The 19,497-nt window shown below is 62.6% G+C and carries 17 protein-coding genes and 1 pseudogene; 11 read left to right on the top strand and 7 right to left on the bottom strand.

Going from position 1 to position 19,497, the window contains the following annotated elements; all coding sequences use genetic code 11:
* The first annotated feature begins 78 nt into the window (after positions 1–78).
* Positions 79–888 carry a tRNA cyclic N6-threonylcarbamoyladenosine(37) synthase TcdA gene (gene tcdA / locus ACK59Z_RS17215; protein WP_003252264.1) on the top strand — a complete coding sequence of 270 codons (810 nt, stop codon included), beginning with the start codon at positions 79–81 and terminating at the stop codon, positions 886–888.
* Positions 889–996: 108 nt separating this feature from the next.
* Here tcdA and ACK59Z_RS17210 read toward each other — a convergent pair whose 3' ends face one another.
* The 4 genes from ACK59Z_RS17210 to ACK59Z_RS17195 all read right to left on the bottom strand — a co-directional run bounded on the left by ACK59Z_RS17210 (position 997) and on the right by ACK59Z_RS17195 (position 4,104).
* A complete protein-coding gene (locus ACK59Z_RS17210; RefSeq protein WP_003252266.1) occupies positions 997–1,407 on the bottom strand; it encodes a SufE family protein in 411 nt (136 codons plus the stop codon).
* Positions 1,404–2,609, bottom strand: a complete 1,206-nt coding sequence (locus ACK59Z_RS17205) for a cysteine desulfurase (protein WP_409293508.1) — start codon at positions 2,607–2,609, stop codon at positions 1,404–1,406. Before ACK59Z_RS17205 ends, ACK59Z_RS17210 begins: the two co-directional genes overlap by 4 nt.
* Before the next feature lie 81 nt (positions 2,610–2,690).
* Positions 2,691–3,725 carry a 2,3,4,5-tetrahydropyridine-2,6-dicarboxylate N-succinyltransferase gene (dapD, locus tag ACK59Z_RS17200; RefSeq protein ID WP_004574732.1) on the bottom strand — a complete coding sequence of 345 codons (1,035 nt, stop codon included), beginning with the start codon at positions 3,723–3,725 and terminating at the stop codon, positions 2,691–2,693.
* Between the two features lie 31 nt (positions 3,726–3,756).
* Positions 3,757–4,104, bottom strand: a complete 348-nt coding sequence (locus ACK59Z_RS17195; protein ID WP_003252272.1) for an ArsC family reductase — start codon at positions 4,102–4,104, stop codon at positions 3,757–3,759.
* A 744-nt stretch (positions 4,105–4,848) separates the two neighbouring features.
* Between ACK59Z_RS17195 and ACK59Z_RS17190 the strand changes: the two genes are divergently transcribed.
* Positions 4,849–6,495, top strand: coding sequence for a Na+/H+ antiporter (locus tag ACK59Z_RS17190; protein ID WP_012053546.1), 1,647 nt, complete (start codon positions 4,849–4,851; stop codon positions 6,493–6,495).
* A gap of 105 nt (positions 6,496–6,600) precedes the next feature.
* Here the strand turns inward: ACK59Z_RS17190 and dapC are convergent, their stop codons facing one another.
* From dapC to map, 3 genes are read right to left on the bottom strand one after another with little or no spacing between them, the layout of a single operon-like run.
* Positions 6,601–7,797: a succinyldiaminopimelate transaminase gene (gene dapC, locus ACK59Z_RS17185; protein ID WP_004574730.1), complete on the bottom strand. Its 1,197-nt coding sequence runs from the start codon at positions 7,795–7,797 to the stop codon at positions 6,601–6,603.
* 30 nt (positions 7,798–7,827) lie between these two features.
* On the bottom strand, positions 7,828–10,530 hold the full coding sequence (locus ACK59Z_RS17180; protein ID WP_003252283.1) for a [protein-PII] uridylyltransferase: 2,703 nt from the start codon (positions 10,528–10,530) through the stop codon (positions 7,828–7,830).
* A 41-nt stretch (positions 10,531–10,571) separates the two neighbouring features.
* The gene (gene map, locus ACK59Z_RS17175; RefSeq protein ID WP_003252286.1) at positions 10,572–11,354 is read right to left on the bottom strand and encodes a type I methionyl aminopeptidase; all 783 of its coding nucleotides are present in this window, start codon (positions 11,352–11,354) and stop codon (positions 10,572–10,574) included.
* Positions 11,355–11,699: 345 nt separating this feature from the next.
* Between map and rpsB the strand changes: the two genes are divergently transcribed.
* From rpsB to ACK59Z_RS17130, 9 genes and pseudogenes are all read left to right on the top strand, one after another.
* Positions 11,700–12,437 carry a 30S ribosomal protein S2 gene (gene rpsB, locus ACK59Z_RS17170; protein WP_003252287.1) on the top strand — a complete coding sequence of 246 codons (738 nt, stop codon included), beginning with the start codon at positions 11,700–11,702 and terminating at the stop codon, positions 12,435–12,437.
* Positions 12,438–12,622: 185 nt separating this feature from the next.
* Positions 12,623–13,486 (top strand): translation elongation factor Ts, encoded by an 864-nt coding sequence (tsf, locus tag ACK59Z_RS17165; RefSeq protein ID WP_003252290.1) that lies wholly within the window; start codon positions 12,623–12,625, stop codon positions 13,484–13,486.
* A 181-nt stretch (positions 13,487–13,667) separates the two neighbouring features.
* Positions 13,668–14,411, top strand: a complete 744-nt coding sequence (pyrH, locus tag ACK59Z_RS17160) for a UMP kinase (protein WP_003252294.1) — start codon at positions 13,668–13,670, stop codon at positions 14,409–14,411.
* Positions 14,408–14,965, top strand: a complete 558-nt coding sequence (gene frr / locus ACK59Z_RS17155; RefSeq protein ID WP_003252296.1) for a ribosome recycling factor — start codon at positions 14,408–14,410, stop codon at positions 14,963–14,965. Before pyrH ends, frr begins: the two co-directional genes overlap by 4 nt.
* A 15-nt stretch (positions 14,966–14,980) precedes the next feature.
* Positions 14,981–15,736 (top strand): polyprenyl diphosphate synthase, encoded by a 756-nt coding sequence (uppS, locus tag ACK59Z_RS17150; protein ID WP_010952675.1) that lies wholly within the window; start codon positions 14,981–14,983, stop codon positions 15,734–15,736.
* Positions 15,736–16,551 carry a phosphatidate cytidylyltransferase gene (locus ACK59Z_RS17145; RefSeq protein WP_003252301.1) on the top strand — a complete coding sequence of 272 codons (816 nt, stop codon included), beginning with the start codon at positions 15,736–15,738 and terminating at the stop codon, positions 16,549–16,551. Before uppS ends, ACK59Z_RS17145 begins: the two co-directional genes overlap by 1 nt.
* A complete protein-coding gene (gene ispC, locus ACK59Z_RS17140) occupies positions 16,548–17,738 on the top strand; it encodes a 1-deoxy-D-xylulose-5-phosphate reductoisomerase (RefSeq protein WP_108190587.1) in 1,191 nt (396 codons plus the stop codon). Before ACK59Z_RS17145 ends, ispC begins: the two co-directional genes overlap by 4 nt.
* A gap of 72 nt (positions 17,739–17,810) precedes the next feature.
* Positions 17,811–19,163, top strand: coding sequence for an RIP metalloprotease RseP (gene rseP / locus ACK59Z_RS17135; protein WP_029380714.1), 1,353 nt, complete (start codon positions 17,811–17,813; stop codon positions 19,161–19,163).
* A 73-nt stretch (positions 19,164–19,236) separates the two neighbouring features.
* Positions 19,237–19,497, top strand: a pseudogene (locus ACK59Z_RS17130) (outer membrane assembly protein); the annotation flags it as partial.

The following is a 19,497-nucleotide window of genomic DNA, read 5'->3' as shown; positions in this document are numbered from 1 at the left end:
GTTGGCAGACTCTTTCCTAACGATGCAGGCCAAGGGTTCACTGGCATATAATGCGCGCCGGTTTTTTGGGGTATGAACATGAGCACAGAAGATCCACGCTTTGCCGGCGTTGCCCGGCTGTATGGCGACCAGGGGCTGCAACGTCTGGGCCAGGCCCATGTGGCTGTGGTCGGTATTGGCGGGGTGGGCTCGTGGGTGGCCGAAGCCCTGGCACGCAGCGGCGTGGGCGAGATTACCCTGTTCGACCTGGACGATGTCTGCGTCAGCAACACCAACCGCCAGGCCCATGCGCTGGAAGGGCAGGTGGGGCGGCCCAAGGTCGAGGTCATGGCCGAGCGCCTGCGGGCGATCAACCCAGGGTGTACGGTGCATGCGGTGGCCGACTTCGTCACCCGCGAGACCATGGCCGAGTACATCACCGAGCACCTCGACTGCGTGATCGACTGCATCGACAGCGTCATGGCCAAGGCGGCGCTGATCGCCTGGTGTCGGCGGCGCAAGATTGCCATTGTCACTACCGGTGGCGCGGGTGGGCAGATCGACCCGACGCAGATCCAGATCGCCGACCTGAACAAGACCTTCAATGACCCATTGGCTTCGCGGGTGCGTTCCACCCTGCGCCGCGACTACAACTTCTCGCGTAATGTCAGCCGTAACTATGGCGTGCCGTGCGTGTTCTCCAGTGAACAGCTGCGTTACCCCAAGGGTGATGGCAGTGTTTGCCTGCAGAAAAGCTTTGTCGGTGAAGGCGTGCGGCTGGACTGCTCGGGTGGCTTTGGCGCGGTGATGATGGTGACTGCGACCTTTGGCATGGTAGCGGCGAGCAAGGCGATAGAAAAACTGGTGGCTGGAGCGCGCCGGCCGTCGGAACGGGTCAAGCCTGAATAGACCGCGTGGGCGTCTTCGCGGGCCCGCCCGCTACAGGTATTGCATCTCTTCCAAGCATGATGCCGTACCTGTGGGAGCGGGCAGGCCCGCGAAGCAACCAGCGCCGATTCAGCGGTTGGACGCCAACTCCGCCATCCGCTGCAACACCGCATGCAGCCCATTGCTGCGCGACGGCGACAATTGGCGCTCCAGCCCGAGCTGGGTAAACCACTCGCGCAGATCAATCCCGGCCAGCTCCTCACTGGCCAGTCCCTGCACCCGCACCAGCAACAGCGCCAGCAGCCCACGCAACAAGCGGGCATCGCTGCTGGCCTTGAACCGCCACACGCCCTCGATCTGCTCGGCCACCAGCCACACCAGGCTCTCGCAGCCATGCACCCGGTTGGCCTCGGTCTTTTCGGCGTCTGCCAGCGGCTCCAGGCGGTCACCCCACTGCATCAACAGCCGCGCACGCTGTTCCCAGCCTTTGCCCTGTTGAAACGCTTCCAGCGCTTGGTGCGCCTGTTCCGGCAGGCTCATCGCAACAGCTCCAGGCCTTGGTCCAGCGCGTCGAAGAAACGCTGCACGTCATCGCTGTCGTTGTACAAACCCAGCGACACCCGTATCGCGCCCTCCAGCCCCAGCCCCTTCAGCAGTGGCATGGCACAGTGGTGACCGGCACGCACGGCAATGCCCTGTTCAGTCAGCAGGTGAGCGATATCGGCGTTGTGCACGCCCTCGATGACGAAACTGGCCAGGGCCGTCTGCGGTGTGCCCAACACCCGCACGCCCTCGCGGTCGCCCAAGCCACGCAGCAGGTGCTGGTGCAGGCTGGCTTCATGCGCTGCGACCGCATGGGCATCGAGGCTGGCCAGGTAGTCCAGCGTTGCACCCAGGCCGATCACCCCGGCAATCGGCGGCGTACCCGCTTCGAAGCCCAGAGGCGCGGGACGGAAGCTGGCGCTGTGGTACTCGGCCAGCTGCACCATCTCGCCACCGAACTGCCAGTGGCGCAACAGCTCCAGGGCCTGGGCGCGGCCATAGAGCACGCCGACGCCGTCCGGACCGTACAGCTTGTGGCTGGAAAATACATAGAAGTCGCAGCCCAGTTGCTGCATGTCCTGGCGACCATGCACCACGCCCTGGGCACCATCGACCACCGTCAGCGCGCCCTGGGCGCGGGCATGGGCCAGCAGCGCTGGCAGCGGTTGCCAGGTACCCAGCACGTTGGATAGCTGGCTGACGGCGAGCACTCGGGTGCGCGGGCCGATCAGTTGCAGTGCCTGGTCCTGGTCGATACGACCCTGGGCGTCCAGTGGCAGCACCACCAGGCGCAGGTTGCGCCGGTGTGCCAGCTGTTGCCAGGGCAGCAGGTTGGCATGGTGCTCCAGGGCACTGACGGCAATTTCGTCACCGGCTTCGAGGCGGTGCTCCAGGCCATAGGCCAGCAGGTTCAGTGCCGAGGTGGCGCCGTGGGTGAACACGATCTGTCGCGAGTCTGCGGCATTGAGCCAGGTGGCGACCTTGTCGCGGCTGGTTTCGAAGGCCTGGGTCGCCAGCGCACCTGGCAAATGCTGGGCACGGTGCACGTTGGCCGCGCCATGGCCGTAGTAATGGCTCAGGGCATCGAGCAAGGCTTGCGGCTTTTGGGTGGTGGCGGCGCTGTCCAGATAGGTCTGGTGCTGCCGTTGCAGGGCGGCGATGGCGGGGAAATCGGCACGCCAGGGAGAGGGCTGGAACATGTTTGCGAGGCCTGGAATGAAAATCGGGTCTGGTGCATTGGCGCCAGACCCGATCTTAACACCTCAAACCCGGCAGGGTTCTCAGTTGTGAGCGTGCAGCGCTTCGTTCAGCTCGATGGCCGACTTGTGGGTCTTGCACTCTACCGCGCCGTTCAGCGAGTTGCGGCGGAACAGCAGGTCGGTCTGGCCGGCCAGGTCGCGGGCCTTGACCACTTTGACCAGTTCGTTGTTCTCGTCCAGCAGGTTCACCTTGGTGCCCGCGGTGATGTACAGGCCGGCTTCGACGGTGTTGCGGTCGCCCAACGGAATACCGATACCGGCGTTGGCGCCGATCAGGCAGCCCTCGCCGACTTTGATGACGATGTTGCCGCCACCGGACAGGGTGCCCATGGTCGAGCAGCCGCCGCCCAGGTCCGAGCCCTTGCCGACGAATACGCCAGCGGAAACGCGGCCTTCGATCATGCCCGGGCCTTCGGTACCCGCATTAAAGTTGACGAAGCCTTCGTGCATGATGGTGGTGCCTTCGCCAATGTAGGCGCCCAGGCGCACACGGGCGGTGTCGGCGATACGCACGCCGGCCGGGACCACGTAGTCGGTCATTTTCGGGAACTTGTCCACCGAGAACACTTCCAGCAGCTCGCCCTTCAGGCGTGCTTCCAGTTGCAGCTCGGCCAGTTCGCCCAGGTCGACCGCGCCCTGGTTGGTCCAGGCCACGTTCGGCAGCAGCGGGAAGATACCGGCCAGGCTTACGCCATGCGGCTTGACCAGGCGGTGCGACAGCAGGTGCAGCTTGAGGTAGGCCTCTGGGGTCGAGCTCAGGGCAGCGTCTTCGGCCAGCAGGGTGGCGACCAGCGGCTTGTGGCTCTCTGCCAGGCGGGTCAGCAGGGCGGCCTGGGCAGCGTCCACGCCCTTCAGGGCTTCGGCCAGTTGTGCGGCCTGGGCGTTGCTGAAGGCGATGGCCTGGTTGCCACCTTCGTAACCGAGAACAGGGGCTACTGCAGCAACCAGTTCGGCGCTCGGGTTGAGCAGCGGTTGTGCGTAGAACACTTCCAGCCAGGCGCCCTGGCGGTTCTGGGAGCCGACACCGAAGGCCAGGCTGAACAGGGTATTGGACATGTGATTACCTCGTGCGAAATAGGGTAGGGGCTCAGGCCAGGGCAGCGGCGTACAGGTCGGGCTTGAAGCCAACCAGGGTACGCGCGCCAAGGTCGAGCACCGGGCGTTTGATCATCGACGGCTGGGCCAGCATCAGCTCGACGGCCTTGGCCTGGTCGAGGTCTGCCTTGCTGGCGTCGTCCAGCTTGCGGAAGGTGGTGCCGGCACGGTTGAGGATGACTTCCCAGCCGTGTTCGTCGCACCAGCGGTTCAGGCTGTCGCGGTCGATGCCTTGGGTTTTGTAATCATGGAATTCGTAGGCGATGGCTTTGTCTTCGAGCCAGGTACGCGCCTTTTTCATGGTGTCACAGGCTTTGATGCCGTAGAGCGTGTAGGTCATTGTGTACATTGGGGATACAGGTTGCCCCAATCTCTCCGTTTTTCGATGTCAGTCGCGGGATTATGCGGGAACGAGACTGGGAGCGCCACGGGTGTGCAAGTCTTGGGGTTTGGTGGGGCGTGGTTAGGTCTGCCTTGAGTCTTGTAGCGCCTTTGAGATCGAGCGCCGTCCCGGCTTAAGACATTCAGCGCGTGCGAGATCGAGCGCCGCCAGGTTCCCGGCTTAAGAGATTCAGCGCCTTTGAGATCGAGCGCCGCCCGCGCGGCGCTTCGCGGGTAAACCCGCTCCTACGTTTGTTTCGGGCCAGTATCGCCTGTGCCAGACCCGCGCGACCGCCTTGTTTGTACGACGCGATATCGAGGCGTGCGCCAAGGCGTTCGCGCGCAAATGCCACAGGCATAACTGGCCCGAAACAAACGTAGGAGCGGGTTTACCCGCGAAGCGCCGCGCGGGCGGCGCTCGATCTCGCAGGCGCTGAATATCTTAAGCCGGAACCTGGCGGCGCTCGATCTCGCAGGCGCTGTATGTCTTAAGCCGGGAACCTGGCGGCGCTCGATCTCACAGGCGCAGCAAGACTCAAGGCAGGCCCTACCATCAAACCTAAGTATCATCATGTTACATATTCAACCTCCACCTGCGACTATCGTGCAGCGGCCCCAGCTCGCCGATCGCCGCTAACATATTGTTTCAATGGCGATGTTTCGCCCCGTTGTCGTTTCTGGTTCACAAAGGAAGCCTTACCGGATGCAGTCCGCCTACACCGTCCTCATCCTGCTGACCCTGGTCAGCCTGTCGAAGCTGGTCGGCCGTGTGATCCCGCTGCCATTGCCGCTGGTACAGATTGCCGCCGGTGCCTTGCTGGCGTGGCCGACGCTGGGCCTGCATGTAGCCCTTGACCCCGAATTGTTCCTGTTCCTGTTCCTGCCTCCGCTGCTGTTCGCCGACGGCTGGCGCATCCCCAAGCGTGAGTTATGGCGCATTCGTGGCCCGGTAGTGGCGCTGGCCGTGGGGCTGGTGTTGTTCACCGTGGTCGGGGCCGGTTACTTCATCCACTGGTTGCTGCCGAGCATCCCGTTGCCGGTGGCCTTCGCCCTGGCCGCAGTGCTTTCGCCGACCGACGCCGTGGCCGTTTCGGCCATTGCCCAGGACCGCCTGCCCACTCCCCTGATGCACATGCTGCAGGGCGAGGCACTGATGAACGACGCGTCGGGCCTGGTAACCTTCAAGTTCGCCCTGGCGGCGGCGATCACCGGGGTGTTTTCGTTGGCTGACGCCAGCTTCAGCTTCGTGCTGGTCGCACTGGGCGGCCTTGCGGTGGGCGTGGTACTGAGCTGGTTGATCGGTCGCCTGCGCATGTGGATGATCACCCGGGGCTGGGACGATCCGGCTACCCATGTGGTGTTCATGTTGCTGCTGCCGTTCGCAGCCTACGTGCTGGCCGAGCGCCTGGGCGTTTCGGGTATTCTCTCGGCAGTGGCGGCCGGCATGATGCAGAGCTGGCTCGACCTGCTGCCGCGTCAGACCAGTACCCGCCTGCTCAACCGCAGTGTCTGGTCGTTGCTGGAGTTTGCCTTCAATGGCCTGATCTTCCTGTTGTTGGGCTTGCAGTTGCCAGACATCATCAAGGCTGTGGTCAGCCACGAAGCGACCCTCTGGCCGACATTGGCCTACCGCTGCCTGGACGTGGTGGCGATCTTTGCCGCACTGATTGTGTTGCGGTTCATCTGGGTCCAGAGTATCTGGCGCTCGATCGGCGTGGTCCGTCGCTGGCGCGGCAAGCCGGCACTGGTGCTGATGCCTACGGCGCGTTCCTGCTGGTTGCTGACCTTGGGGGGGGTGCGCGGCGCTGTCACCCTGGCGGGTGTCATGTCGATCCCGTTGCTGATAGGGGCTGGCACCGCTTTCCCGGAGCGTGATCTGCTTATCTTCATTGCTGCGGGGGTAATCCTGCTGTCGTTGATCAGCGCCTGCATCGCGCTGCCGATATTACTGCGCGGGGTGACCAAGAGCCCGGACGAGCGCTTGCACCAGGAAGTGCAGGAAGCCTGGCGGCGCACGGCCGAGGCGGCGATTCATGCCTTGGAGGCAGAAGAGGTGATCGACAGCAACGCACCGCAGGATGCTGCGCAGGCAACGTTGGCGACCGAGTTGAAGGCGCGCTTGATGGCTGAATACCGGGATGAGCTGGAAAGCTACGACGACAGTGCTGAAGCCAAAGCCCTGGCCGCACAGATGGACTTGCTGGAGCGGCGTTTACGCTTGCGTGCCCTGAGGGCGCAGCGGTTGGAGCTGTACAACCTGCATCGTCAGCACCTGGTGGGGGATGAGGTGGTGCGGCAAGTACTGGGTGAGCTGGATATGAGTGAGGCGAACCTGGGGCAGGTCAAGTAGACCCTATCAAGGCCCTTCGCGGGCACGCCCGCTCCCACAGGTACTGCGCTGCGCTTGAAATCAGCGCATTACCTGTGGGAGCGGGCGTGCCCGCGAAGGGGTTGATCAGCGGTTTTGCAGGAAGGTGCGAATCCGCTCGGCGGCCTCGATGCATTCGGCCAGCGGTGCAACCAGTGCCATGCGCACGCGCCCGGCACCCGGGTTCACGCCATTCACTTCACGCGACAGGTACGACCCCGGTACCACGGTCACATGCTGGGCTTCGAACAGGTCACGGGTGAACTCGGCATCGTCGCCCGGTACCTTGGCCCACAGGTAGAAACTGCCGTCCGGGCGTTGCACGTCCAGTACCGGCTGCAGAATATCCAGCACGGCATCGTACTTGGCTCGGTATTGGTCGCGGTTCGCGCGCACATGCGCCTCGTCCTGCCAGGCGGCGATGCTGGCCAGCTGGGTTTGCACCGGCATCGCGCAGCCGTGGTAGGTGCGGTACAGCAAAAACGGCTTGATGATCTGGGCATCGCCCGCGACGAAGCCCGAGCGCAGCCCAGGCAGGTTGGAGCGCTTGGACAGGCTGTGGAACACCACGCAGCGCGCAAAATCGCTGCGGCCAAGCTCGGCGCATGCCGACAGCAGGCCTGGCGGTGGCGCGTCCTCGTCGAAGTACAGCTCGCTGTAGCACTCGTCGGCGGCGATCACGAAGTCGTGTTCGTCAGCCAGGGCAATCAGCTTCTTCAGGGTGTTCATTGGCACCAGCGCACCGGTAGGGTTGCCCGGCGAGCACAGGAACAGGATCTGGCAACGCTTCCACACCTCGGCCGGTACGGCGTCGAAGTCCGGGTTGAAACCGTTGTTTTCCAGGCACGGTAGATAGTGCGGGGTGGCGCCGGCCAGCAGCGCTGCGCCTTCGTAGATCTGGTAGAACGGGTTGGGGCTGATCACCAGGCCGTCATCGGCGCGGTTGACCACGGCCTGGGTGAAGGCGAACAGCGCTTCACGGGTGCCGTTGACCGGGAGGATGTGGCGGTCGGCGTCCAGCCAGCCGGCGGGCACGCCAAAGCGTCGTTCGCACCACTGGCCGATGGCCTGGCGCAGGGCTGGCAAACCAAGGGTGCTGGGGTAAACCGCCAGCTTGTCGAGGTTGTCGGCCATGGCCTGGGCAACGAACGCCGGCGATTCGTGCTTCGGCTCACCGATCGACAGGGCGATGGCGCGTTTGTCCGCCGCAGGCTTCACGCTGCCCAGCAGGGCGCGAAGCTTTTCGAACGGATAGGGCTGAAGCTGGGTCAAGGCATGGTTCATCGGCGCAAGGTCTCGTCAATCGTCTAATCGTTAAAAGGTCACGCGGGTCTGGCTGGTGTCGCTACCTTGGCCGGCCTGCAGTTGCTGCACGATGGCTTCCTGCAGGCGGCTGCACAGCTGCGGGTCTGACAGCGGCTGGTTGTCGGCATCGGTAATGAAGAACACGTCTTCTACCCGTTCGCCGAGGGTGGCGATCTTGGCGTTTTGCAGTGAAAGGTCGAACTCCAGGAAGATCCGCCCCAGCCGGGCCAGCAGGCCTGGGCGGTCTGGCGCGGTGATTTCGAGGATGGTCACCGGCCGCTGGGCATCGTTGAGGATGGTCACTTGCGGCGGGAAGTCGAAGTGCTTGAGCTGCCGCGGCACCCGGCGCTGGATGATGGTCGGGTAGTCCTCGGGGTTGCGCAGCGCTTCTGTCAGGCCGTCGCGAATCTGCTTGACCCGCTGCGGGTTGTCGCCGATCGAGCCGCCGTCGTTGTCCAGCACAATATAGGTGTCGAGGGTGAACTGGCTGCTCGACGTGATGATTCGTGCGTCGTGGATGTTCAGGTTCAACTGCGACATGGCCGCCACCGTCACGGCGAAGAAATCGTGCTGGTCGGGGGCATAGATGAAGATCTGCGTGCCGCCTTCGAACTCGCGCTGGGTGGTTTCCTTGATCAGCACCAGCGGCCCGCCATCGGCCGGTTGCTGCAGGATCGCATCCGTGTGCCAAGCCACGTCGGCGGCCGTGTGCTTGAGGAAATAGTCATCGCCCAGTTGCGCCCATAGCTGCTCGACGTCATCCGGGTCGGTGCCCTCGCGCACCAGGATATCCAGCGCTGAAGACTGGGTCTGGCGAATCTGCTCTTCACGGTCCAGCGGGTTTTCCAGGCCGCGGCGCAGGGCGCGCTTGGTTTCGGTGTACAGCTGGCGCAGCAGGCTGGCCCGCCACGAGTTCCACAGGCTGGGGTTGGTGGCGTTGATGTCGGCCACGGTCAGTACGTACAGGTAGTCAAGGCGCGTCTCGTCGCCCACGTGCAGGGCAAAGTCGTTGATCACCTGCGGGTCGGACAAGTCCTTGCGCTGAGCGGTGGTCGACATCACCAGGTGGTTCTGCACCAGCCAGACGATCAGGCGGCTGTCCCAGGCCGGCAACTGGTGCCGTTCGCAGAACTTCTGCGCGTCCACTGCACCGATTTCCGAGTGGTCGCCCTGGCGACCCTTGCCGATGTCGTGGTACAGGCCGGCCAGGTAGATCAGCTCGGGTTTGGGCAGGCGCCCCATGAGCTTGCTGGCCAGCGGGAATTTTTCGGACACCGGCGTGTATTGCAGCTTGCGCAGGTGCTTGATGAGGTTGAGGGTATGCGCGTCGACCGTATAGATGTGGAACAGGTCATGCTGCATCTGCCCGACGATCAGGCCGAACTCTGGCAGGTAACGGCCAAGAATGCCGTAGCGGTTCATCCGGCGCAGGTTGCGGTGGATGCCGATTTCGCACTTGAACAGCTCGATGAACAGGCTGGTATTGCGGATGTCGGTGCGGAACGTGTCGTCGATCAGGTGGCGGTGTTCGCGCAGCAGGCGCACGGTATCGGCACGCACGCCCTTGATCTCGGGGTGTTGGGCCATCAGCACGAAGATTTCCAGCATGGCGAATGGCGTGCGCTTGAACACGTTCGGATGGGCGGCCTCGATATAGCCGTCATGCAGGCGGAACCGCGCATTCAGCGGCTGGGTGCTGCCACTTTCCTCGTCGGCAAGGATAACCTCTTCGAAGTGCTGGATGATCAGGTCGCACAGCTGGCTGATGCTCATCACCACCCGGTAGTACTGCTGCATGAACTGTTCGATCGCCCGCTTGGGGTTTTCATCGCTGTAGCCCAGCAGCGTGGCGATGCTGCGCTGGTGGTCGAACAGCAGGCGGTCTTCGGCGCGTCCGGCCAGCATGTGCAGGGCATAACGGACTTTCCAGAGGAAGTCCTGGGACGAAGCCAGCAGTTCATTCTCGCTTTCCAGCAAGAAGCCTTCGCCGGCCAGTGCATGCAGGTTGAGCGTCCCGTACTGGCGGCGGGCCACCCAAAGGACCGTCTGGATGTCACGCAGGCCACCTGGCGAACCCTTGACGTTGGGTTCGAGGTTGTACTCCGTGTCGTTGTACTTGTGGTGGCGGGCCTTGAGTTCGGCGCGCTTGGCCAGGAAGAACTCCTTGCTCGGCCACATGTGCGCGGTGCTGGTGACTTCCAGCATGCGCTGACGCAAGGCCTCGGGGCCGGCGATGGTGCGGCTTTCCATCAGGTTGGTGATTACCGTCAGGTCGGCACGGGCCTGTTCGGCGCACTCGTCGACGGTGCGCACGCTCTGGCCGACTTCCAGGCCAATGTCCCACAACAAGGTCAGAAAGCGCTCGATGGCGTCGCGGTACTGCTCGTGCTCGGCAGCGCCCAGCAGAATCAGCAGGTCGATGTCCGAGTGCGGGTGCAGTTCACCGCGCCCGTAGCCGCCCACCGCAACCAGGGCGATGCCGCTCTGGTCGCCCCAGTCGAACTGGTTCCACGCCTGTTGCAGGATATTGTCGACGAGCCAGGCGCGGGCCTCGATCAGCGGGCGGATGTCGCTGCCGGCGCTAAAACGTTTGTCGAGCACCTCGCCGGCCAGGCGGATGGCTTTCTTGAAGGCGGCGATGGGGCTCGCCTTGAGGGCCAGTTCCGCCTGGAACTGGCCACGGTCGAACAGCTCGGGGTCCACCTGGGGCATCGCGTCACGTTCCTGTCGTGGGGTGGCCTGTCGGGGTGCGGTCAGGCCGAAGTGCGCGGGATGGTGTCGTCCTTGCGCAGGGTGAAAATCTCGTAGCCAGTCGCGGTCACCACCAAAGTGTGTTCCCACTGGGCCGAGAGCTTGCGGTCCTTGGTGATGGCGGTCCAGCCGTCGCCCAGCACCTTGGTGTCGGCCTTGCCCTGGTTGATCATCGGCTCGATGGTGAAGGTCATGCCTTCCTTCAGCTCCATGCCCGTGCCAGCGCGGCCATAGTGGAGGATCTGCGGCTCTTCGTGGAACACCTTGCCGATGCCATGACCGCAGAACTCGCGTACCACCGAGAAACCGTTCTTTTCCGCGTGCTTCTGGATCACTTCACCGATGTCGCCCAGGCGGCAGCCCGGCTTGACCAGCTCGATGGCCTTGTACATGCATTCCTGGGTGACCTTGGACAGGCGCTCGGCCCAGACCGGCACGTTACCGACGTGGAACATGCGGCTGGTGTCGCCGTGGTAGCCGTCCTTGATCACGGTGACGTCGATATTGAGCGTGTCACCGTCCTTGAGCGGCTTGTCGTTGGGGATGCCGTGGCAGACCACATGGTTGATCGAGGTGCAGATCGACTTCGGGTAGCCCTTGTAGTTGAGCGGTGCCGGGATGGCCTGCTGAACGTTGACGATATAATCGTGGCACAGGCGGTCGAGCTCTTCGGTGGTGACACCGGGCTTGACGTGTTCTTCGATCATTTCCAGCACTTCGGCGGCCAGGCGGCCAGCGATGCGCATCTTCTCGATGTCTTCTGCGGTCTTGATGGTGACGGTCATTACAGGCTCTCTACGGCGCCGTGCACGGCGCGAACAAACGGGAAAGGCCGGATTCTAGCAGAGCAGGGCGCCGATCGGTCGGGATAAAGGCGGCCATGCTGTTGTCTATAGCTGGCATTCTGGCGCGAAAGCCGAGGTGCTGCAAAAAGTGCTGACAGACGCAACAGTATCCGGGTTCCGTTCGCTCGCGGTCTGTGGTATAAAATGCGCCGCTTTCGGGGACGACCCCGTCAGCCTTAACCCACACACGTGTCGACACGATGACCTGGGTGCCCCGAGTTGCAGAATTCGCGGGTTGGTCATTGGGATACGTGGAGGCCCAACCCGACTTATCAAGGAACTATCATGTCCCAAGTCAACATGCGCGATATGCTGAAGGCCGGTGTGCACTTCGGCCACCAGACCCGTTACTGGAACCCGAAAATGGGCAAGTACATTTTCGGCGCGCGTAACAAGATCCACATCGTCAACCTGGAAAAAACCCTGCCAATGTTCAACGACGCTCTGTCGTTCGTAGAACGCCTGGCCCAGGGCAAGAACAAGATCCTGTTCGTCGGCACCAAGCGTTCCGCCGGCAAGATCGTCGCCGAGCAAGCAGCTCGTTGCGGTTCGCCGTACGTTGACCACCGTTGGTTGGGCGGCATGCTGACCAACTACAAGACCATCCGCGCTTCGATCAAGCGTCTGCGCGACCTGGAAACCCAGGCCGAAGACGGCACTTTCGCCAAGCTGACCAAGAAAGAAGCCCTGATGCGCTCCCGCGACCTGGAAAAACTGGATCGCAGCCTGGGTGGCATCAAGGACATGGGCGGTCTGCCAGACGCTCTGTTCGTTATCGACGTTGATCACGAGCGCATCGCGATCACCGAAGCCAACAAACTGGGTATCCCGGTCATCGGCGTTGTCGATACCAACAGCAGCCCGGAAGGTGTTGACTACATCATCCCAGGTAACGATGACGCCATTCGCGCTATCGAGCTGTACATGACTTCGATGGCTGACGCAGTCATCCGCGGCCGCAACAACGTTGCCGGCGGCACCGAAGTTTACGCTGAAGAAGCGGCTGCACCTGCTGCTGAGTAATAGGCGCTAGCGTCTACTTGGCACGCAAAAAGGGGGCTTTGCCCCCTTTTTGCCACCTTGAAATCCTGCTGTCAGCATCGGCCCCGCATCATGGGCCTGCTGAAATGAAAACAGCGGATTTGCAGAATTGAACGCCCGTGATTGACGGGTGGAATGGTTGAAAAACTTTCCAAGAGGATTTTGAAATGGCAGCAATTACTGCAGCGCTGGTAAAAGAACTGCGCGAGCGTACCGGCGAAGGCATGATGGATTGCAAAAAGGCCCTGGAAAAGGCCGGCGGCGACATCGAGAAAGCCATTGACGACATGCGTGCCTCGGGCGCCATCAAGGCCGCCAAAAAGGCTGGCAACGTCGCTGCTGAAGGCGCTATCGCCGTCAAGACCGACGGTACATCCGCCGTCCTGCTGGAAGTGAACTCGCAGACCGACTTCCTGGCCCTGCAAGACGACTTCAAGAACTTCGTGGCCGAAAGCCTCGAAGAAGCCTTCGCCCAGAAGCTGACCGACGCCGCTCCGCTGATCGCCTCGCGTGAAGCTGCTCGTGAAGCCCTGGTTGCCAAGTGCGGCGAGAACGTCAACATCCGTCGCCTGGTGCGCGTTGAGGGTGACGTTGTCGGTGCCTACCTGCACGGCAACAAGATCGGCGCTGTCGTCGTTCTGAAAGGCGGTGACGTGGAGCTGGCGAAGAACATCGCCATGCACGTTGCGGCTTCGAACCCTGAGTTCCTGGATTCGTCGGAAATCTCCGCCGAGGCCATCGAGCGCGAGAAGAATGTCTTCCTGCAGCTGAACGCCGACAAGATCGCCGGCAAGCCGGAAAACATCGTTGAGAACATGATCAACGGTCGTATCACCAAGTTCAAAGCCGAAGCCTCGCTGAAAGAGCAAGCCTTCGTCATGAACCCGGAAGTCAAGGTTGGCGAGCTGGCCAAGAAAGCCGGTGCTGAAATCGTTTCCTTCACCTACTTCAAAGTAGGCGAAGGCATCGAGAAGCCAGTCGACGACTTCGCTGCTGAAGTTGCCGCTCAGGTAGCTGCTGCCAAGCAGTAAGACAGCCCCGTCTGTCGCCCCAAAGAGGCTGCCCGCTCACGCGCGCAGCCTCTTTGTCAAAACGGAGAGGGGTTTATACGACTCCCTCTTCGCTGGCACCGAAGCGGTGCCACGCTACAGTTAGCAGGCTGCAAACAGCCCGCACGAATTTTCTAAAAGTACGCCGCAGGAGAGACTCGCAATGGCTCAGCAGGTGAGTGGTCGCCAACCTCGCTATAAACGCATTTTGCTCAAACTTAGCGGCGAGGCCCTGATGGGCTCGGAAGACTTCGGGATCGACCCGAAAGTGCTGGATCGCATGGCGCTTGAAGTTGGCCAGTTGGTAGGGATCGGCGTCCAGGTCGGCCTGGTGATCGGTGGTGGCAACCTGTTCCGCGGCGCCGCGCTCAGCGCAGCCGGCATGGACCGCGTCACGGGTGACCACATGGGGATGCTGGCTACCGTGATGAACGGCCTGGCCATGCGCGATGCGCTGGAGCGCTCGAACATCCCGGCCCTGGTCATGTCGGCCATTTCCATGGTGGGTGTCACCGATCATTACGATCGCCGCAAAGCTATTCGTCACCTCAACTCCGGGGATGTGGTAATTTTCTCCGCCGGTACCGGCAACCCGTTCTTCACCACCGACTCCGCGGCCTGCCTGCGCGCCATCGAAATCGATGCTGACGTGGTGCTGAAGGCGACCAAGGTCGATGGCGTGTACACTGCCGATCCATTCAAGGACCCGCATGCCGAGAAATTCGATCACCTGACCTACGATGAGGTTCTGGATCGCAAGCTGGGTGTGATGGACCTGACCGCAATCTGCCTGTGCCGTGACCACAAGATGCCATTGCGGGTATTCAACATGAACAAGCCTGGCGCCCTGCTGAACATCGTGGTGGGTGGCGCTGAAGGCACACTGATCGAGGAAGGCCAAGCATGATCAACGACATCAAGAAAGACGCGCAGGAGCGCATGGGCAAGTCCATCGAAGCCCTGTCCCGCAACCTGGCTGCAATCCGCACCGGTCGCGCTCACCCAAGCATCCTGGACAGCGTCAAGGTTACCGCCTGGGGCAGCGAAATGCCGTTGAACCAGGTCGCCGCGATCACCGTCGAAGATGCCCGCACCCTGAAGATCGTCGCCCACGACAAGAACCTCAGCGCTGCCATCGAAAAGGCCATCCTCACCTCCGATCTGGGCCTTAACCCGTCCAGCGCCGGTACCACCATCCGTGTCCCGATGCCAGCCCTGACCGAGGAAACCCGCAAGGGCTACACCAAGCAGGCCAGCGGTGTTGCCGAGGATGCCAAGGTAGCCGTGCGCAACGTGCGCCGCGACGCCCTGGCTGACCTGAAAAAGCTGACCAAGGACAAGGAAATCAGCGAAGACGAAGAGCGTCGCGCCGCGGACGAGATCCAGAAGCTGACTGACAAGTTCGTCGCCGAAGTCGATGCTGCCTTCAAAGCCAAGGAAAAGGACCTGATGGCCGTCTAAGGCCGGGGTTTTTTAATGGAAAAGACCAAGCCAGCGGCGCCGTCCTCGGTGCCGCGTCATGTCGCGATCATCATGGATGGCAACAACCGCTGGGCGAAAAAGCGCCTGCTGCCCGGCGTGGCCGGGCACAAGGCGGGTGTGGACGCCGTTCGCGCGGTCATCGAAGTCTGTGCCAAGTCCGGGGTCGAGGTACTGACCCTGTTCGCCTTCTCCAGCGAGAACTGGCAGCGCCCTGCCGAAGAGGTCGGTGCGCTGATGGAGCTGTTCTTCTCGGCGCTGCGCCGTGAGGCCAAGCGCCTTGACGAGAACAATATCAGCCTGCGCATCATCGGCGACCGTTCGCGTTTCCATCCTGAGCTGCAGGCCGCCATGCGCGAGGCCGAGGCAGTGACCGCTGGCAACAACCGCTTCATTCTGCAGATAGCAGCCAACTACGGTGGTCAGTGGGACATCGCCCAGGCTGCCCAGCGGCTGGCGCGGGAAGTGCAAGCCGGGCACCTGCGTCCGGAAGACATCACGCCGGGCCTGCTGCAGACCTGTCTGGCAACCGGCGACCTGCCGTTACCGGACCTGTGCATTCGCACCGGTGGCGAGCACCGCATCAGCAATTTCCTGTTGTGGCAGCTGGCCTATGCCGAGTTGTATTTCTCCGACCTCTACTGGCCGGACTTCAAACACGAGGCCATGCGCAATGCCCTGGCCGATTTCGCTTCGCGCCAGCGCCGCTTCGGTAAGACCAGCGAGCAGGTCGAGGCTGGAGCTCGTGCTTAATGCTTAAACAACGCATCATTACTGCGCTGATCCTGCTGCCGGTCGCGCTGGGCGGTTTCTTCCTGCTCAATGGCGGGGATTTCGCCCTGTTCATCGGCTTCGTAGTGACCCTCGGTGCCTGGGAGTGGGCGCGCCTGGCCGGGCTGATGGCCCAGCCGCTGCGCATTGCCTATGCAGCGGTGGTCGCGGGGGCGCTGATGCTGCTGTACATCCTTCCGGAACTGGCGCCCTGGGTACTGGGCGCTGCGGTGATCTGGTGGGGGCTGGCCACCTGGCTGGTGCTTACCTACCCGCGCAGCAGCGACCTGTGGGCCAGTGCTGCCTGTCGGTTGCTGATCGGCCTGCTGGTGTTGCTGCCGGCCTGGCAAGGGTTGGTGCTGCTCAAGCACTGGCCCCTGGGCAACTGGCTGATCCTGTCCGTCATGGTGCTGGTGTGGGCCGCCGACATCGGTGCGTACTTCTCTGGCCGGGCATTCGGCAAGCGCAAGCTGGCTCCGCAGGTCAGTCCGGGCAAGAGCTGGGAAGGCGTGTACGGTGGCCTGGCGGTCAGCCTGTTGATTACCCTGGGTGTCGGCATCAGCCGCGACTGGGGCTTTGGTCAAATCCTGCTGGGCCTGTTGGGCGCTGCGTTGCTGGTGATGTCCTCGGTGGTCGGTGACCTGACCGAGAGCATGTTCAAGCGTCGCTCCGGTATCAAGGACAGCAGCAATCTGTTGCCCGGGCATGGGGGTGTGCTCGATCGCATTGACAGCCTGACGGCGGCAATCCCGATCTTCGCCGTCCTGTTGTGGGCTGCCGAATGGGGTGTGATGTGAGTCGCCCGCAGCGTATTACCGTACTCGGGGCCACCGGCTCCATTGGCCTGAGCACGCTGGATGTGATTGCGCGTCATCCTGACCGTTATCAAGCGTTTGCCCTCACTGGCTATTCGCGCATCGACGAGTTGTTGGCCTTATGTGTGCGTCATCGCCCGGCATTCGCTGTGGTGCCGAGCACTGAGGCGGCGGTGAGGTTGCGTGCGGGTCTGGCTGCGGCCGGCTGCACCACCGAGGTGCTGGAAGGTGAGGCCGGGCTTTGCCAGGTGGCGTCGGCCGCTGAAGTGGATGCAGTGATGGCAGCCATTGTCGGTGCTGCCGGCCTGCGGCCCACGCTGGCAGCGGTCGAGGCCGGCAAGAAGGTGTTGCTGGCCAACAAGGAAGCACTGGTGATGTCGGGCGCACTGTTCATGGAGGCGGTGCGGCAAAAAGGGGCCGTGCTGCTGCCGATCGACAGCGAACACAACGCTATCTTCCAGTGCATGCCAGGCGACTACGCCCGTGGTCTGAATGCCGTCGGTGTGCGCCGGATCCTGCTTACCGCGTCCGGCGGGCCGTTCCGCGAAACGCCGGTCGAGGCGCTGCTGGACGTGACCCCGGAGCAAGCCTGTGCGCACCCTAACTGGACCATGGGGCGCAAGATTTCCGTGGATTCGGCCAGCATGATGAACAAAGGCCTCGAGTTGATCGAAGCCTGCTGGTTGTTCGATGCCGTGCCATCCAAGGTTGAGGTGGTGGTGCACCCGCAGAGCGTAATCCACTCGCTGGTCGACTACGTGGACGGTTCGGTACTCGCGCAGTTGGGCAACCCGGACATGCGTACGCCGATCGCCAGCGCGTTGGCCTGGCCGGAACGGATCGATTCCGGGGTTGCCCCTCTGGACCTGTTCGCCATCGCCCGTCTGGATTTCCAGGCGCCCGACGAACAACGCTTCCCTTGCCTGCGCCTTGCGCGGCAGGCTGCCGAGGCCGGCAACAGCGCGCCTGCCGTGCTCAATGCGGCCAACGAGGTTGCGGTCGAGGCATTTCTTGAACGGCGCATCCGCTTCCCGGAGATCGCGGGTATGATCGAACAGGTACTCGACCAGGAACCGGTCGTGCCGCTGCCGTCGCTGGATGCGGTATTTGCCGCCGATCAGCGTGCCCGGGAGCTTTCCCGTGAGTGGCTGAGGCGTCACGGCCGCTGATGCAGCCCCGCCAAGGTTCGTGAGGGGGCTGGGCAGGAATGCCCGCCCGCTGAACATCATTCGGAGATGGACATGACAGCGCTCTACATGATTATCGGCACCCTCGTGGCGTTGGGTGTGCTGGTCACTTTCCACGAATTCGGGCACTTCTGGGTGGCGCGCCGCTGCGGCGTCAAGGTGCTGCGTTTCTCAGTGGGTTTCGGCACGCCGCTGCTGCGGTGGCATGACCGCCACGGCACCGAGTTCGTTGTTGCGGCCATTCCTCTGGGTGGCTACGTCAAGATGCTCGACGAGCGCGAAGGCGATGTGCCGCCGGCGCTGGCCGGGCAGTCGTTCAACCGCAAGTCGGTGCGCCAGCGTATTGCGATTGTCGCGGCAGGCCCGATCGCCAATTTTCTGCTGGCTATCCTGTTTTTCTGGGTGCTGGCGATGCTGGGTACCCAGCAAGTCCGCCCGGTTATCGGCGCGGTCGACAGTGGCAGCCTGGCAGCATCTGCAGGGCTGACCGCAGGTCAGGAAATCGTTTCTGTAGATGGCAAGCCGACCAACGGTTGGTCGGCGGTCAATTTGCAGCTGGTTCGTCGTCTGGGCGAGAGCGGTACCTTGCAGATTGGTGTGCGCGATGAGGGCGCCAGCGCCGAGCGTCAGCTGCAGGTCAAGCTGGACAATTGGCTCAAGGGCGCCGACGAGCCGGACCCGATTCAATCCCTGGGGCTGCGCCCTTGGCGACCGGCGATCACACCTGTGCTGGCCGAGATCGATCCGAAGGGGCCGGCTGCCGCTGCGGGCCTGAAAACCGGTGACAAGCTGCTGGCTCTGGACGATGTGGCAGTGACTGAATGGCAGCAGGTTGTCGACCGCGTGCGCGCCCGCCCGGATGCCAAGGTCGTGGTGCGAGTGGAGCGCGATGGCGCTGCCCTGGAGTTGCCGGTGACCTTGGCCCGCAAGGGGGAGGGCAAGGCCGTCGGTGGCTATCTTGGCGCTGGCGTCAAAGGTGGCGAATGGCCTGCCAACATGCTCCGCGAAATCAGCTACGGCCCGCTGGATGCGGTGGGTGAGAGCTTGTCGCGTACCTGGAACATGAGCGTCCTGACCCTTGAATCGCTGAAGAAAATGCTGTTCGGGGAGCTCTCGGTAAAAAACTTGAGTGGACCGATAACCATTGCTAAAGTGGCGGGCGCTTCAGCCCAGTCCGGCGTGGGGGATTTCCTGAATTTCCTGGCCTACCTGAGCATAAGCCTGGGGGTTCTTAACCTGCTGCCCATTCCAGTACTGGACGGGGGGCATTTGCTGTTTTACCTGGTCGAGTGGGCGCGCGGTCGTCCGCTGTCGGATCGGGTGCAAGGTTGGGGGGTTCAGATCGGTATCAGTTTGGTCATAGGGGTGATGTTGCTCGCCCTGATCAACGATCTGGGTCGACTATAAAGCTTCGCTCAATTGCGAACCTGCCGTTTTGTGACGGCAGGTTGTTTATTGCCAGTTGGAATAAAAGGACTTCATGAAACGTCTGCTGCTAACTGCGGTCATGTCCGCACTGATGATCGCTGAAGTTCACGCCGAGTCCTTCACCATCTCCGATATTCGCGTCAACGGCCTGCAGCGGGTTTCCGCTGGCAGTGTGTTCGGTGCCTTGCCGCTGAACGTTGGCGACCAGGCCGACGACCGCCGCCTGGTGGACTCGACTCGTTCCTTGTTCAAGACCGGGTTCTTCCAGGACATCCAGTTGAGCCGCGATGGCAATGTGCTCATCATCAACGTA

It is taken from the genome of Pseudomonas sp. KCJK9058 (genome assembly GCF_046230975.1).
Lineage (GTDB): Bacteria > Pseudomonadota > Gammaproteobacteria > Pseudomonadales > Pseudomonadaceae > Aquipseudomonas > Aquipseudomonas alloputida.
Note: the sequence above shows the minus strand (reverse complement) of the source record. Positions and strands in the feature narration are given on the sequence as shown.

What these genes read in the sequence shown, in the direction of transcription:
- tcdA (WP_003252264.1), top strand. Translation starts at nt 79, where the DNA reads ATGAGCACAGAAGATCCACGCTTTGCCGGCGTTGCCCGGCTGTATGGC.
- ACK59Z_RS17210 (WP_003252266.1), bottom strand. Translation starts at nt 1,407, where the DNA reads ATGAGCCTGCCGGAACAGGCGCACCAAGCGCTGGAAGCGTTTCAACAG.
- ACK59Z_RS17205 (WP_409293508.1), bottom strand. Translation starts at nt 2,609, where the DNA reads ATGTTCCAGCCCTCTCCCTGGCGTGCCGATTTCCCCGCCATCGCCGCC.
- dapD (WP_004574732.1), bottom strand. Translation starts at nt 3,725, where the DNA reads ATGTCCAATACCCTGTTCAGCCTGGCCTTCGGTGTCGGCTCCCAGAAC.
- ACK59Z_RS17195 (WP_003252272.1), bottom strand. Translation starts at nt 4,104, where the DNA reads ATGACCTACACGCTCTACGGCATCAAAGCCTGTGACACCATGAAAAAG.
- ACK59Z_RS17190 (WP_012053546.1), top strand. Translation starts at nt 4,849, where the DNA reads ATGCAGTCCGCCTACACCGTCCTCATCCTGCTGACCCTGGTCAGCCTG.
- dapC (WP_004574730.1), bottom strand. Translation starts at nt 7,797, where the DNA reads ATGAACCATGCCTTGACCCAGCTTCAGCCCTATCCGTTCGAAAAGCTT.
- ACK59Z_RS17180 (WP_003252283.1), bottom strand. Translation starts at nt 10,530, where the DNA reads ATGCCCCAGGTGGACCCCGAGCTGTTCGACCGTGGCCAGTTCCAGGCG.
- map (WP_003252286.1), bottom strand. Translation starts at nt 11,354, where the DNA reads ATGACCGTCACCATCAAGACCGCAGAAGACATCGAGAAGATGCGCATC.
- rpsB (WP_003252287.1), top strand. Translation starts at nt 11,700, where the DNA reads ATGTCCCAAGTCAACATGCGCGATATGCTGAAGGCCGGTGTGCACTTC.
- tsf (WP_003252290.1), top strand. Translation starts at nt 12,623, where the DNA reads ATGGCAGCAATTACTGCAGCGCTGGTAAAAGAACTGCGCGAGCGTACC.
- pyrH (WP_003252294.1), top strand. Translation starts at nt 13,668, where the DNA reads ATGGCTCAGCAGGTGAGTGGTCGCCAACCTCGCTATAAACGCATTTTG.
- frr (WP_003252296.1), top strand. Translation starts at nt 14,408, where the DNA reads ATGATCAACGACATCAAGAAAGACGCGCAGGAGCGCATGGGCAAGTCC.
- uppS (WP_010952675.1), top strand. Translation starts at nt 14,981, where the DNA reads ATGGAAAAGACCAAGCCAGCGGCGCCGTCCTCGGTGCCGCGTCATGTC.
- ACK59Z_RS17145 (WP_003252301.1), top strand. Translation starts at nt 15,736, where the DNA reads ATGCTTAAACAACGCATCATTACTGCGCTGATCCTGCTGCCGGTCGCG.
- rseP (WP_029380714.1), top strand. Translation starts at nt 17,811, where the DNA reads ATGACAGCGCTCTACATGATTATCGGCACCCTCGTGGCGTTGGGTGTG.